The 12,737-nt window shown below is 71.2% G+C and carries 14 protein-coding genes and 1 pseudogene; all 15 read right to left on the bottom strand.

What is annotated here, in order from left to right; translation table 11 throughout:
• The 15 genes and pseudogenes from kynU to ABZ312_RS30150 all read right to left on the bottom strand — a co-directional run bounded on the left by kynU (position 1) and on the right by ABZ312_RS30150 (position 12,659).
• Positions 1–1,224: a kynureninase gene (gene kynU, locus ABZ312_RS30080; protein ID WP_500322584.1), complete on the bottom strand. Its 1,224-nt coding sequence runs from the start codon at positions 1,222–1,224 to the stop codon at positions 1–3.
• Positions 1,217–2,050 carry a tryptophan 2,3-dioxygenase family protein gene (locus ABZ312_RS30085; protein ID WP_500439153.1) on the bottom strand — a complete coding sequence of 278 codons (834 nt, stop codon included), beginning with the start codon at positions 2,048–2,050 and terminating at the stop codon, positions 1,217–1,219. The genes kynU and ABZ312_RS30085 overlap by 8 nt, the downstream gene beginning before the upstream one ends.
• Before the next feature lie 206 nt (positions 2,051–2,256).
• A complete protein-coding gene (locus ABZ312_RS30090) occupies positions 2,257–2,670 on the bottom strand; it encodes a DUF3151 domain-containing protein (protein WP_499512646.1) in 414 nt (137 codons plus the stop codon).
• A 74-nt stretch (positions 2,671–2,744) separates the two neighbouring features.
• A complete protein-coding gene (gene fbaA / locus ABZ312_RS30095) occupies positions 2,745–3,767 on the bottom strand; it encodes a class II fructose-bisphosphate aldolase (RefSeq protein WP_499512647.1) in 1,023 nt (340 codons plus the stop codon).
• Positions 3,768–3,957: 190 nt separating this feature from the next.
• The gene (gene pyrE, locus ABZ312_RS30100) at positions 3,958–4,497 is read right to left on the bottom strand and encodes an orotate phosphoribosyltransferase (RefSeq protein WP_500322582.1); all 540 of its coding nucleotides are present in this window, start codon (positions 4,495–4,497) and stop codon (positions 3,958–3,960) included.
• A 10-nt stretch (positions 4,498–4,507) separates the two neighbouring features.
• Positions 4,508–5,338 (bottom strand): aldose epimerase family protein, encoded by an 831-nt coding sequence (locus ABZ312_RS30105; protein ID WP_500322580.1) that lies wholly within the window; start codon positions 5,336–5,338, stop codon positions 4,508–4,510.
• Positions 5,339–5,348: 10 nt separating this feature from the next.
• Positions 5,349–6,230, bottom strand: a complete 882-nt coding sequence (locus tag ABZ312_RS30110; RefSeq protein ID WP_500439154.1) for an SRPBCC domain-containing protein — start codon at positions 6,228–6,230, stop codon at positions 5,349–5,351.
• A gap of 57 nt (positions 6,231–6,287) precedes the next feature.
• A complete protein-coding gene (locus tag ABZ312_RS30115; RefSeq protein WP_500322578.1) occupies positions 6,288–7,856 on the bottom strand; it encodes a polyamine aminopropyltransferase in 1,569 nt (522 codons plus the stop codon).
• 109 nt (positions 7,857–7,965) lie between these two features.
• The gene (locus ABZ312_RS30120; RefSeq protein ID WP_500322576.1) at positions 7,966–8,502 is read right to left on the bottom strand and encodes a DUF2617 family protein; all 537 of its coding nucleotides are present in this window, start codon (positions 8,500–8,502) and stop codon (positions 7,966–7,968) included.
• A gap of 750 nt (positions 8,503–9,252) precedes the next feature.
• Positions 9,253–9,609: pseudogene (locus ABZ312_RS30125) on the bottom strand (tyrosine-type recombinase/integrase); the annotation flags it as partial.
• A 399-nt stretch (positions 9,610–10,008) separates the two neighbouring features.
• Positions 10,009–10,374, bottom strand: a complete 366-nt coding sequence (locus ABZ312_RS30130) for a hypothetical protein (RefSeq protein WP_500322574.1) — start codon at positions 10,372–10,374, stop codon at positions 10,009–10,011.
• Positions 10,375–10,594: 220 nt separating this feature from the next.
• Positions 10,595–10,783, bottom strand: coding sequence for a hypothetical protein (locus ABZ312_RS30135; RefSeq protein WP_500322572.1), 189 nt, complete (start codon positions 10,781–10,783; stop codon positions 10,595–10,597).
• A 131-nt stretch (positions 10,784–10,914) separates the two neighbouring features.
• Positions 10,915–11,718 carry an RNA-binding protein gene (locus tag ABZ312_RS30140; RefSeq protein WP_500360062.1) on the bottom strand — a complete coding sequence of 268 codons (804 nt, stop codon included), beginning with the start codon at positions 11,716–11,718 and terminating at the stop codon, positions 10,915–10,917.
• Positions 11,719–11,814: 96 nt separating this feature from the next.
• Positions 11,815–11,940: a hypothetical protein gene (locus ABZ312_RS30145; protein WP_500322569.1), complete on the bottom strand. Its 126-nt coding sequence runs from the start codon at positions 11,938–11,940 to the stop codon at positions 11,815–11,817.
• Between the two features lie 245 nt (positions 11,941–12,185).
• Entirely contained in the window at positions 12,186–12,659 is a 474-nt protein-coding gene (locus tag ABZ312_RS30150) for a DUF4240 domain-containing protein (RefSeq protein ID WP_500360061.1), read from the bottom strand.
• Positions 12,660–12,737 lie beyond the last annotated feature (78 nt).

Consider the following 12,737-nt stretch of genomic DNA (forward strand, 5'->3'; position numbering starts at 1 on the left):
TTACCGCGTCCCTTCCAGGACCTGGGCCAGCACCCGCGCCGCCCGCTCCGCGTCCGCGAAGCGCGTGTACAGCGGGGTGAATCCGAAGCGGAGGATATCCGGCTCGCGGAAGTCGCCGACGACGCCCCTGGCGATCAGCTCCCCCATCACCGCGCCCGCCCCGGGGCAGCGCAGCGCGACCTGGCTGCCCCGCTCGGCGTGCGCGGCCGGGGTGACCGACCGTACGGCGCCGTCCGGCACGTACGCCGCGACGCACTCCAGGAAGAAGTCGGTGAGGGCGAGGCTCTTGGCCCGAACGGCGTCCAGGGACACGCCGTCCCAGACGTCGAGGGCCGTGTCCAGCGCCAGCAGCGACAGGATCTCCGGGGTACCGACCCGGCCGCGGACGCTGCCGTCGGCGGGCCGGTAGGCGGCCTCCATCGCGAACGGGTCGCGGTGGGAGTTCCAGCCGGGGAGCGGGGAGTCGAAGCGCGGCTGCAGGTCACGGCGGACGTACAGGTACGCGGGCGCGCCGGGGCCGCCGTTGAGGTACTTGTACGTGCAGCCGACGGCCAGGTCCACGCCGTGCTCGTCCAGGCCGACCGGCAGGGCCCCGGCCGTGTGGCAGAGGTCCCAGACCACCAGGGCGCCGGCCGCGTGCACGGCGGCGGTGGTGGCCGGCAGGTCGTGCAGCCGGCCGGTGCGGTAGTCCACGTGGTTGACCAGCGCGACGGCGGTGCGCGGGCCCGCCGCGGCGGCGACCTCCGCGGCGTCGACCGCGCGGATCGCGCACCCGGTCATACGGGCGGCGGACTCCGCGATGTACCCGTCCGTGGGGAAGGTGGCGGCGTCGACCAGCACCTCGTCACGGGCCGGATCGGTCTGCCGGGCCATCCGGACGGCGCCGACGACGGCCTTGAAGACGTTGACGCTGGTGGAGTCCCCGGCCACGACCTGGCCGGGTCCGGCGCCTATGAGCGCGCCGATGCGGTCGCCGATCCGCTCCGGCGCCGTCCACCAGCCGCTCTCGGTCCAGGAGCGGATGCGCAACTGCCCCCACTCGCGCGCGACCACGTCCGCCATCCGGTCCTGCACCCCGGCGGGCAGCGCGCCCAGCGAGTTGCCGTCCAGGTAGATCACGTCGTCCAGCACGAAGCGGTCGCGGAGCTTGGCCAGCTCGTCGGCGGTGTCGAGGCGGGCGGCCCGCGCCGCCGGGGACTCGGTGGGCTTCATCGCGTCAGACATGGCTGCGGGCCGTCCAGAGCTCGGGGAACACGTTCTTGGTCGCGCGCTTCTCCAGCCAGGAGACCCCGGCGGAGCCTCCGGTGCCGGTCTTGGCGCCCATCGCGCGGCGGGTCGCCACCAGGTGGTCGTTGCGCCAGCGCCACACCAGCTCGGCCACCTCGGTCAGCGCCTCGCCCAGCCGGACGAGTTCGTCCTCCTGGTCACCGGAGTAGACGGCCTGCCAGGCCCGCTCGACCGCCGGGTCGGCCTCGTAGCGCTGCGAGAGGTCGTCGCGCTGCGGGACGTCGTGGCCGCGGCGGGCCAGCAGCCGCAGCACCTCGTCGTAGAGGCTGGGTTCGTGCAGCGCCTTCTGCAGCTCGTCGTGCACCCGCGGCGCGCCGCGGTGCGGGACCAGCATCGACGCGGACTTCTCACCGAGCAGGAACTCCATGCGCCGGTACATCGCCGACTGGAAGCCCGAGCCCTCGCCGAGGGCGGCGCGGTAGGCGTTGAACTGCGCCGGGGTGAGGTGGGCGATCGGCTCCCACGAGGCGTTGAGCGACTGCAGTTCGTAGGTGCTGCGCTTGAGCGCGGCCAGCGCTGTGGGCAGGTCGTCGGCCGCGAGCGCACGGGAGGCGGTCTCCCACTCGTGCACGATGACGGTGAACCACAGCTCCATGACCTGGGTGGTCACCAGGAAGACCATCTCGCCGGGGTCGTCGGAGCGGGGGTGCTGCAGATGGGTGAGGACGTCGGCCTGGACGTAGTCCTCGTACGGGGTGGTCCCTTCGAAGTCCAGGCTCGGGGCCTCGGGGGCCGCCTGGGAAACGTCGGGGCGGTGGGACATCGGTGTCTCCGTGGATACGAGCTACCGGGTAGCGGTCTGTCCCGCGCGCCGTCGCGGCGGGACCCCGGTCCCCTCGGGCCCGCGCCCTACCGGCGCCGGGCCCAACGGGCATCATGCGTGGTCAGAGCACGCTACGGCAAGACCTGCCCGGCGCGCGCGCCGGACAGGTCGGGGGTGGATGCCGTGGTCAGCGGCGGGGCGGTGGCTCAGCCGAGGGTGTCGGCGGCGGTCTGGGAGGAGTCCCGCAGGAAGGTGCTGCAGCGCTCGTACTCCTCCTGCTCGCCGATCGCCTGGGCGGCGCGCGCCAGGGCGTGCAGGGCCCGCAGGAAGCCGCGGTTGGGCTCGTGCTCCCAGGGCACCGGGCCGTGGCCCTTCCAGCCGTTGCGGCGCAGCGCGTCCAGGCCGCGGTGGTAACCGGTGCGGGCGTAGGCGTACGACTCGACGACCCGGCCGCCCTCGAAGGCGTCGTCCGCGAGCTGCGCCCAGGCCAGGGAGGACACCGGGTACTTGGCGGCGACCTCGGAGGGGGCCGCTCCGGAGGCGAGCAGCTCGCGCGGCTCGGGGTCGTCGGGCAGGTTCGTCGGGGGCGGTCCCCCGAGCAGGTTCTCGTGAATGGCCATGGGTTCCAGTATGGCCGGGGCCCGGCCCTCCGCGTGGAAGGGCCGGGCCCGGTGCGTACCGCCGTGCGGGGCGGTTACTTGAGCTTGGTGCCGGCGGAGCGCAGGTCCTGGCAGGCCTCGAGGACGCGGGCGGCCATGCCGGCCTCGGCCAGCTTGCCCCAGCTGCGCGGGTCGTAGGTCTTCTTGTCGCCGACCTCGCCGTCGATCTTCAGCACACCGTCGTAGTTGCGGAGCACGTGGTCCGCGACCGGACGGGTGAAGGCGTACTGCGTGTCGGTGTCGATGTTCATCTTGACCACGCCGTTCTCCAGCGCGGTGGCGATCTCCTCCTTGGTGGAGCCGGAGCCGCCGTGGAAGACGAAGTTGAACGGGTCCTGCTTGCCGAACTTGGCGGCCACGCCCTCCGCGAGCTCCTTCAGCAGCTCGGGACGGAGCACGACGTTGCCCGGCTTGTAGACGCCGTGGACGTTGCCGAAGGATGCGGCGAGCAGGTACCGGCCCTTCTCGCCCAGGCCCAGCGCCTCGGCGGTGCGGATGGCGTCCTCGACCGTGGTGTACAGCTTGTCGTTGATCTCGTGGGTGACGCCGTCCTCCTCGCCGCCGGTGGGGGTGATCTCCACCTCGAGGATGATCTTCGCCTTGGCGGCCTCGGCCAGCAGCTCCTGGGCGATGGCGAGGTTGTGGTCGAGGGTCTCGGCGGAGCCGTCCCACATGTGCGACTGGAACAGCGGGTTGCGGCCGGCCGCCACGCGCTCCTGGGAGATCGCCAGCAGCGGGCGCACGTAGCCGTCCAGCTTGTCCTTCGGGCAGTGGTCGGTGTGCAGCGCGATGTTGACGGGGTACTTCTCGGCGACGACGTGCGCGAACTCGGCCAGCGCCACCGAACCGGTGACCATGTCCTTCTTGTACTGGCCACCGAGGAACTCGGCGCCGCCCGTCGAGATCTGGACGATGCCGTCGCTCTCCGCCTCCGCGAAGCCGCGCAGCGCGGCGTGCAGGGTCTGGGTCGAGGTCACGTTGATGGCCGGGTAGGCGAACTTGCCGGCCTTCGCCCGGTCGAGCATCTCGTTGTAGATCTCGGGGGTTGCGATGGGCATCTGTCCGCTCCTTGTGATGTGCGGGTTGTTCGGTGAGTGACCCTGACCTGGGATCGACGTCATCGTCGCCCCCATCTTGGCAGACTTGCGCGAGAGCTCCACACACTGCGCAGCACGGACATACCTCAGGGGTGAAGGGTTTCACGTGAAACCCTTCACCCCTGAGGGAAAGCCCAGGTCAGACGGCCAATCAGCCCAGACCGAGATCGTCCAGACCGAAGGCGCGGACGTACGGGAGACCCGCCTCCGCGATGGCCCCGGCGGCGCCCCGCTCGACGATCACGGCGACGGCCACGACCTCGGCGCCGGCCTCGCGCGCGGCCTCCACCGCGGTCAGCGGCGAGCCGCCGGTGGTCGAGGTGTCCTCGACCACCAGCACCCGGCGGCCCGTGATGTCCGGCCCCTCGATGCGGCGCTGCATGCCGTGCGCCTTCTGCGCCTTGCGCACCACGAAGGCGTCCAGCCGGCGGCCGCGGGCCGCGGCGGCGTGCAGCATCGAGGTGGCGACCGGGTCGGCGCCGAGGGTGAGCCCGCCGACGGCGTCGAAGTCCAGGTCGGCGGTGGCGTCGAGCATCACTTGACCCACCAGCGGAGCGGCTTCGGCGTCCAGCGTGATCCGGCGCAGGTCGATGTAGTAGTCGGCCTCGAGACCCGAGGAGAGGGTCACCTTGCCGTGCACCACGGCCTTGTCCTTGATCTGCTGCAGCAGGGCATCACGCGCGTCGCTCATGGCCACGAGCCTAGCCCAGCGGCTCCCAGGCCCAGGTGGCGCGCATCTCCAACGGGTCGATCGGGGTGACCAGACGCGGCGCGGTGTTCAGCCCGTCCGGGGGGCCCGACTGCGGTTCCACGCAGATGGCCGGGGGCTGTTCGTCGTAGACGACGACCCACTCGGCGGGGCTGGTGATCCGCAGCCGCAGCTCGCCCGGCCACGTCAGGGTGACGTCCACACCGTCCGGCATGCCGAAGCAGTCGTCCCAGGGGCGGGGCCCCGGCTCCACCCGGCGGCCGGTGGGCAGGTGGTCCTCGCCGCGCTCCTCCATCCAGCCGGGGGTGAAGTCGATCAGGGCGTCCTGCCCGCCCCGGCCGAGGTTGCGCAGGAACCAGGGGTGCCAGCCGGCCTGGGCCGGGAAGGAGTCGTCCGTGGTCTCCACGCTCATCGTGAGGTCCAGGCGGTCCTCGGACAGCTCGAAGCGCTGGCTGACCCGGCCTTTGTACGGCCAGGGCTCGGCCAGGTCGTAGTAGAAGCAGACGCTGGTGCCGGTGGCGCCCGGGGCCTTGTGCCAGGCGACGTGCCGGCCGGTGCCGTGGATGGCGTGCGGGCCCGCGTCCCGCGGCATCTGGTGCAGCACCCCGCCGTTGCGGAACTGCCCGTCCCGGGTGCGGCCGCACCACGGGACCATCGGGAAGGACCCGAAGTTGGGGCCCTGCCGCAGCAGCTCGACGCCGCCGACGGTCAGCGAGCCGACACGGCAGCCGAGATCCGGAAGGATCGTCAGCCGCGCCGGTCCGGCTTCGAGTTGGACTGCGTGCTCGTCGTCTCGCCCGTCAGGGGTCTCATCCGTGGCCACGGATGAGACCCTACGGGAACGAGCGCCTGCGCCGCCGCAGCACCCGCCCCGCGACCACGGCCGACAGCAGCAGCGCCGCCGCGACCGGCGCGTAACGGCGCAGCGACGCGGCCGCGGCGCCGCTCTGCGGTGCGGGCACCGGGGCGTAGCGGCCGCGCGGCGGGGCGTGGTCGACCTCCTCGGCGCTGCGGCCGATCAGGGTGCGGCGGGCGTGCGCGGCCTCCGCGGGCAGGTCGATCCCGGCCGGGTCCTCGGGGACCCTGGCCACCGCCTCCGCTCCGGGCAGCACCTCGCCGACGGCCTCCGCGCCGTCCGCGTCCTCCAGCTCGGGGAGCTCCTCCAGCTCACGCAGCTCCTGGGCGTCGTGCCCGGCGAACTCGTCGAGCTGCGCGGGCAGGTCGTCGGCGAGGTCCTCGACACCGGCGTCCTCCACAACCGGCTCGGGCGCCCCGGCCGGTGCCTGCTCCTCCAGGTCGGAGGTGAGCGCGGCGACGAAACGGTCCAGCAGGCGGTGGCCGGCGGAGGTGACCGTCGCCTCCTCGTACTCGCCGAGCCGCCCGTCGGCCTGCACGGTGCCGGTGAAGGTCAGCAGGGCACCGCCCGACACGGCGTCCACGCCGAGCTCCAGCGCCAGCTTGACCGTGCCCGCGCCGCGCGACTCCACCGCCTCGCCCTCGACGGCCAGCCCGCCGCCGCGCGGGACCAGTCGCAGCGTGCCGCGGTAGGTGATGGTCGAGCCGCCGATCCGGAGCCTCAGCCGGCCGGCGAGCCCCTCCTCGGCGCCGGCGTCCCGCTGGAGGCCGGGCACGCAGCGCGCCACGCGCTCCAGGTCGGCGAGGGACCGGCGAATGGTTTCGGCCGGAAACGGAACGAACACCTCATGCGGCTCCATGCCGCGAGCCTAATCCGCCGGGCGGTGCTTCGGTGCCGATTCACCGCCGGTTCGCCCTCACCCGGAGCGCGGATGCATCAGCGTCGACGGGGGCAGGTCACGCAGCGGGGACCGCGCGGCCCGCCGGACCGCCGAGGCGAGCACGGCGGGGGACAGCGACCGCAGCCGCGGCGCGTCCGCGGGCAGCCGCGGGGCCGGGGCGCGGTGCCGGGCGGCGAGGACGAAGCCCCAGTCCTCGTCCTCGCGGCCGGTGCCGATCCAGTAGTCGGCGGTGCGCAGCCCGGACGCCCGTACCGTCGCGTCGACGGTCCAGAAGCCGCGCCGGGCGGCGCCGGGCGCTCCCGCGTGCACCGCGAGCCGCCCACCCGGGGCGAGCACGCGCCCGGCCAGCCCGTAGAACTCCTGCGAGTACAGCTTGGCGCTGCGCGAGATCCCCGGGTCGGGGAGGTCGGCGAGCACGACGTCGTACCCGCCCGGCGGTCGCGGCGGGCCCTCCTGCCGCAGCCAGTCGAAGACGTCCGCGGCGGCCACCTCGACCCGGGGGTCGCGGTAGGCGTGCCGGTTGAGGCGGGCCAGCGCCGCGTCGTCCCGCGCCAGGGCGACGAGCCGGGCGTCGGGGTCGACCAGGGTCACCGAGCCGACCCCCCGGTAGCGCAGCACCTCGCGCAGCGCGAGCCCGTCGCCACCGCCGAGGATCAGCACCCGGCGGTGCCGGCCCGCCATGGCGGGGTGCACCAGCGCCTCGTGGTAGCGGTACTCGTCCCGGTCGCGGACCCGCAGCCGGCCGTCGAGGAAGAGCTGCAACGGAGCCGAGGTGAGCACGACCTCCTGGACGGCGGTCTGCTCGGCGAACCGCACGTCGCCGCCGTACACCGCCTGCCGGGCCGCCCGCTCGAACGGCCCGGCGGCCCAGGCCGCCGCCGCCAGCACCGCGAGGACCACGAGGTTGGCGGCGATCAGCCGGGCCCTGGCACGTGGCGTGACGTCACTGCGGAAGAGCCAGAGCACGATGGCGCCGCCCGCCACGGCGTTGACCGCGCCCGTGACGAGCGCCCCGGTCAGCTGGCCGTAACAGGGCAGCAGCAGGAAGGGGAAGGCCAACCCGCCGACCAGCGCGCCCACGTAGTCCGCGGCGAAGAGGTCGGCGACCGCACCGCCCGCGTCCTGCCGCCGGACCCGCTGGATCAGCGTCATCAGCAGCGGTATCTCGGCGCCGATGAGAACGCCGATCGCGAAGGCGAAGACCGCCATCGCGGGCCGGGACTGGCCGAACCAGGCAAAGCTGGCGTACAGCGCCATCACCGAGAGCCCGCCGACCAGCGCCAGCACGATCTCGACGGCCGCGAAGCCGATCGCCGGCGCGCAGCTGAGCCGCTTGGCCAGCAGGGAGCCGACGCCCATGGCGAAGACCATCACGGACAGCACGATCGACGCCTGCGTCACGGAGTCGCCGACCAGGTACGAGGCGAGGGCGACCAGTTCGAGCTCGTACACCAGGCCGCAGGCGGCGCAGACGAAGACCGCGGCCAGGACCAGCGCCCTGGCCGCGGCCACCGGGACGGGGAGCCGCAGCCTGCAGACGCGCGGGGCGGCCCGGGCCGTACGGGAGGTGGACTGGTCGATCATGCTTGCACGCTATGTCAGGTATGTGGCGGTCCACGTCACCCACAGGGGTGCAATTCGTGGCACTTGGCGGCGCGTTGACGCCGTGTCGGCCACGGGCGTACCACCGCGCTCACGGCTGCGCGCTGAGGGTCGAACGGGTCGCCACCAGGCGTCCTTCCTGGGGGTACGCGTGCCAGGTGCGCCACAGGACGCTGCCGCCGCGGTACTGCACCAGCATCGCGGTGAAGGCGTGCGGATCACCCGGGAACGTCCCCGCGAGGCCATTGGGGTGATCGGCCACCAGCGCGAGCAGCTCCTGCGCCCGCCCCGCGAAGCCTCCCCGGGAGAGCGTCTCGATCCGCGCCGCGAACTCGTAGTCCCAGCCGGCGATCCGCCGCGCCACACCGAACGGCAGCGGCGCGCTGGTGCCCGGCAGGCAGGCGACGGTCTCCGAGCAGCGGCCGCGGGCCGAGTCCAGGATGACCTGGTGGGAGGCGCCGAGCAGCCGCAGCTGAACCTGGACGCCGGGGGCCGCGGGCGCGTCGGAACCGGCGCCCGGGAGCTCGCGGTCGAGCACGGCGAGCGCCGGCAGCTCGTCCTTCCCCAGACACCAGGCCAGGTCGCCGGCGCGGGTGTCGGTGTAGGCGGTCTGAAGCATGGTGAGCATGAAGTCGGCTCCGCAGGCACATCGCGAGCAAGCGAGGGGAGGTCACGGGCATGGTGGGAGAGGACGCGCCGACCCGCGCCTGTGGGGGGAGAACGTCCGTCGGCTCGTGCCCACGAGGGGTCGGTGAATACGCAATCATGAATGGCGCGTCGCCTTCAGCGTTTTTACCCATCTCCACCCCCTTTACATCCGCAAGGGCCCGGACGGGTTCAGGTGTTCACTACAAATGCGCCCGACGGGTGAGTAACCCACCGGGCGCATATGCGATTCGGCACGGGCAATACGCAATTTCGTATCGTCAGCTTCCGCCGCCGCAGCCCCCGCCGCCACAGCCCCCGCCGCCACAGCCACCGCCGCCCCCGCCGCACGAGCTCCCGCCGCCGCAGGAGTGGTGGCCTCCCCCGTGGTGGCCACCGCCTCCCCCGTCGGAGGAGCCCGCGTCCCCCGCCCACCAGCCGGCCCCGGCGCCCCCGGCGGAGGAGCTGTACGAGTGCCGCCGGCCCCTCCGCCGGCCGCCCTTCCTCGCCGCCAGGACGACGAGCCCCACTATCGCGCCGAAGACGAGCAATACGACCAACGCGCCCATCGTTCCCACCCCCGCTTTCCGTGCTTTTCGTTGTGCGACGGTGATGCCCCCGCGGTCCGCGGCCGAAAGCAAAGTTGAGGAAGTCCAGAGGTTTCCGGGTACGCGAAGGCCCCTGGTCTGCATCGGAACCAGAACCAGGGGCCAAGGGTGGGCGACTGGGCCGTCTAGGGGCCGTGATCTTCAACGTGCGGCGGCCCAAGGACTCGATCAACGGCTCGCCGGGATCGCTCGCGGCTGTTGGGCATCAGGTGCGCGTACACGCGAAGGGTCATCGCCGGGTCGGCGTGTCCCATGTACTCGCTCACGGCCTTCACGCTCTCCCCGGAGTCGAGGAGTACCGAGGCGTAGAAGTGCCGGAGGGCGTGCATGCCGTGTTCACGGGCGGAGACGTAGCGCTTCCCTTCCTCCGCCTCCGGGATGAGGCCGATCGAGGCGAGAGCGGGCTTCCAGTCGTGGGCGTTGAAGTTGCTCCGCCACACGATGCCTCCGCCGGCGTTGGTGAACAGCAGGCGAGCTGTCACCTCACCGACGAACGCCCCGTCGAGATCGCCGACATCATCATCCCCGGCGACCGCTACTCACTGAGCTACGAGTTCCGCGTCACCGACGAAGACGATCCGACAACCGACTGAGCTGCACTGTTACGGATTTCTCTACCTCATCAAGGCGCTCCCGCCGCGCAGAGCGCGGCGGCGCGAGGGGTGCCTGAGGAGGCAACCCTCTGTGGCTGGGGCGGTCGGCTCCACGGTTTTACACAGCCACCATGGGGCGAGCCTCGAAGATCGGGACCCACATCGGGCTATTGCGGGCAGGCAGGGAGCCAGCCCGATTCGCGGCCAGCGTACGGGCCCCGATCTCTCGCCCCATGGCAGCTCCCGTGCAAAGCCGCTACGCCAACCTTGACGCCGGGCGAACGGAGGTCACCGGGGAATCTGCTGCCCGGCCTCGGTAAGGACGAGCGTGAGGCGACCCAGCCACTCGAAGTCTTCCGGGTACTCCCAGTTGTCAGCATCGGCCAGCAAGGCTGGAAGGTCGTGCCGTGGGATGGATGGTCCAGGCTGAAGTCCCGGTGTGCCGTCAACGGTGGTCCAGGGGATGCAGCGGGAGACTTCAATCCATCCCTTGTCGATGAGCGGCAGAAGGATTGCCGCAAGCTCGGTGGGACCGGCGGATGCCAACGGTTCATCCAGATCTCCCCGGACGCCCGGCAGGATGTCAATCTCCGTCGCATTGATCATGAATGCGCGCTCTGCTGACGACAGCTCGTCTGTTGCGGGGTAGCTCACCTCGGGATTGTCCCAGTTGCAGAAGAGGCGGCGGCATCGCTAGCTCTCGGGCCGTTGCTGGGCCGTCTACGGGTGGCCAACAGTGACAAACGACGACAGCGGCCGACCGCCGCTCCGCAGGTCAGAAGTTGGGATACAGAAGGAAGCGCAGGTCAGGGATGCGCCGAATCACTTCCAGAAGAACTGACCGGCTCGTCGACTGCGAACCCGCCGGGTGCGTCTAGTGCTTCCCAACCACCCGCCTCCACGCACCACGCGCAGCGAAAAACAGAACGGTGCTGATGACGAGGGCGACGAGGATACTCGGCACGTCGCCGCCGCCCACAGCGCCGTTGATGGCACTGTTGAGGCCGCCGACCGCAAAAACGGAGAGCACGAAGGCCAGGACCGTCCAGAGAGCGCGATTCATGGGCGAACCATAGTGCGTGCCACACGCGTGCCACGTCGGGCGGGGTCGCAGGGGGAGCCACGGGGAACAGCGGCGACGGGACCGCGTTGCCGCAGGTCAGCGTCCGCCCAGGTGAGGCGCAGTCCGCGGCCTCAGTCTTCCAAACTGGCGCTCCCCGCTTCGAGTGCGGCGGCGCTTGCCTGAGCCATTGAGGCTCCGGTTCGCCAACGAGCCCGCAGAACTCCGTCGTTGTCTGGCATGACAGCTGTGAACAGAGGGACACTTTCACCCGCGTACGTGGACAGTAGTACGGCGGCGCGGGCGCTGCGCATACGTGCGGTCAGCTCCGGGAATGCGGTCTCGTCGGCGATGGCGCTGTGGATGCGACCGTCGTTGTCCTGCCAGACGCCTTCGACGAGACCTTCTGCGGGGAGGGCTTCCAGGACGGCATTGATGTCGGAGGACAAGGGCGGCCAGACGGACAGACGGGCCCGGGGAGCCATTCCGGCGCGAACCGTGTCGACGGTGTCGCGGTCGAGGTGGTGCCATCGTGAGGCGCCTTCGAGATACGTCTCTTCCAGGATTCCGGCGCTGCCGTTGGTGACTGCCCTGTGCAGGTCGGCCCAGAAGTCGTCATCGCCGGGCCGCTGGGTGACCTGCTCCTCCTCTTCGGCCTCGAAGGCATACGGGGAGGCGTCCAGGCGTTCTGGGAACAGTCCGAGCTCCCGGGTGTGGGCCAACGCTTCCTCGCAAGGCCGGCTGCTGCTGATGTAGAGGTACTGGTCCCATCCCACATGGACCGCGAACGTGCCTTCGGCCTCCAACCGGCACCAGGCACCGTTGTCGCGCAACATGGCGCGCACCAGCTGCAGCCCGATTTCGAGCGATACTTCTGCCCCGTCATAGAAACCGACAGGGCCAGCAGGGAAGAGCCCGTCCAGCCCAAAGCCGTCCACCGCAGGCTCCACACCGAAGTGCGCGAGGGACGGGACCTGTGGTTCAGGTACGGCCAGGTGATCGACACCGGTGTCCCTGGCAAAGGCCGCGACCGCCTAAAGGTAAGACGCCTCGACCTCGCCGTGATCGCTGACGGTGTCCTCACTGCCGGTGTAATGCCCGTGTGCGTCACGGTCGGCGGGGTCGTACTTGGTGACGCGGTAGACGTAGGGGAGCTGCACATTGCCATCTTCCCCCACGGCCGCCGTGCCCCTGGCGTGCCCGATCAGACGGTGAACCGCGGGGAATCACGGTGCCAGCAGGCATGAAGAAGGGGCGCCCCCGTGTCTTGGGGCACCCCTTCTGTCCAGCGCCTTCGCCGGCCTACTGCGGAGAGTGTGGGATTTGAACCCACGGTGACATCGCTGCCACGACGGTTTTCAAGGTCGTTCTCGGGCTTGACGCAGCCATTGAGGCTCCGCCGGCCTCAGGCCTGCAGGTGTGGCCAGCCGTCCTGATTCGAGAATGTCTCGAAGCAGTAGCGCGTGGACCGATCCCACTCCTGCCCGGTTGCCAGTTCGTAGGCCTGATCAGGCACGTAGAGGAGCGACTCGCCGTCGCGCGTAGGGGCGGTGTACGGGGCGAACTGGTCGACGTCGAAGAACACGGACTCCCAGACGGATTGGCCGGCAGCCACCACAGCACAGCGTGCATACAGGAAGCTGTCTGCGGATTGCGGGAGGGGTTCACCGTCTCGCAGCGTCAGGTCGGCGACGGGCAGGCTGCCGAACTTCTCCTGATCCAGACGGTACAACGCCTCGGCCAGGCGCTCTGCGAAGCCTTGGATGTCGGGAACCGGGCGATTACTCAGCTCTGCAGCAAGGCGGCGGCAACCAGCTTCATCAGTCTTACCGCCCAGGGTGTCTATCAATGCCCAGAAGTCAGCCCAGGTCATCATCATGGCCAGAGCGTACGGCCCGGCGATCCTGGGCCGTCTGTGGGCCGTCCGAGGGCAGCCAACGACGACAGACGACGCCAG

Origin of the sequence: Streptomyces sp. NPDC006207 (assembly GCF_040613835.1) — a bacterium.
GTDB lineage: Bacteria > Actinomycetota > Actinomycetes > Streptomycetales > Streptomycetaceae > Actinacidiphila.

Bases quoted from the DNA above. Each gene is read 5' to 3' on its own strand.
- ABZ312_RS30115 (WP_500322578.1), bottom strand. From the start codon at position 7,856: ATGATCGACCAGTCCACCTCCCGTACGGCCCGGGCCGCCCCGCGCGTC.
- ABZ312_RS30110 (WP_500439154.1), bottom strand. From the start codon at position 6,230: ATGGAGCCGCATGAGGTGTTCGTTCCGTTTCCGGCCGAAACCATTCGC.
- ABZ312_RS30090 (WP_499512646.1), bottom strand. From the start codon at position 2,670: ATGGCCATTCACGAGAACCTGCTCGGGGGACCGCCCCCGACGAACCTG.
- ABZ312_RS30085 (WP_500439153.1), bottom strand. From the start codon at position 2,050: ATGTCCCACCGCCCCGACGTTTCCCAGGCGGCCCCCGAGGCCCCGAGC.
- ABZ312_RS30120 (WP_500322576.1), bottom strand. From the start codon at position 8,502: ATGCTCACCATGCTTCAGACCGCCTACACCGACACCCGCGCCGGCGAC.
- fbaA (WP_499512647.1), bottom strand. From the start codon at position 3,767: ATGCCCATCGCAACCCCCGAGATCTACAACGAGATGCTCGACCGGGCG.
- ABZ312_RS30150 (WP_500360061.1), bottom strand. From the start codon at position 12,659: ATGATGATGACCTGGGCTGACTTCTGGGCATTGATAGACACCCTGGGC.
- kynU (WP_500322584.1), bottom strand. From the start codon at position 1,224: ATGTCTGACGCGATGAAGCCCACCGAGTCCCCGGCGGCGCGGGCCGCC.
- ABZ312_RS30135 (WP_500322572.1), bottom strand. From the start codon at position 10,783: ATGAATCGCGCTCTCTGGACGGTCCTGGCCTTCGTGCTCTCCGTTTTT.
- pyrE (WP_500322582.1), bottom strand. From the start codon at position 4,497: ATGAGCGACGCGCGTGATGCCCTGCTGCAGCAGATCAAGGACAAGGCC.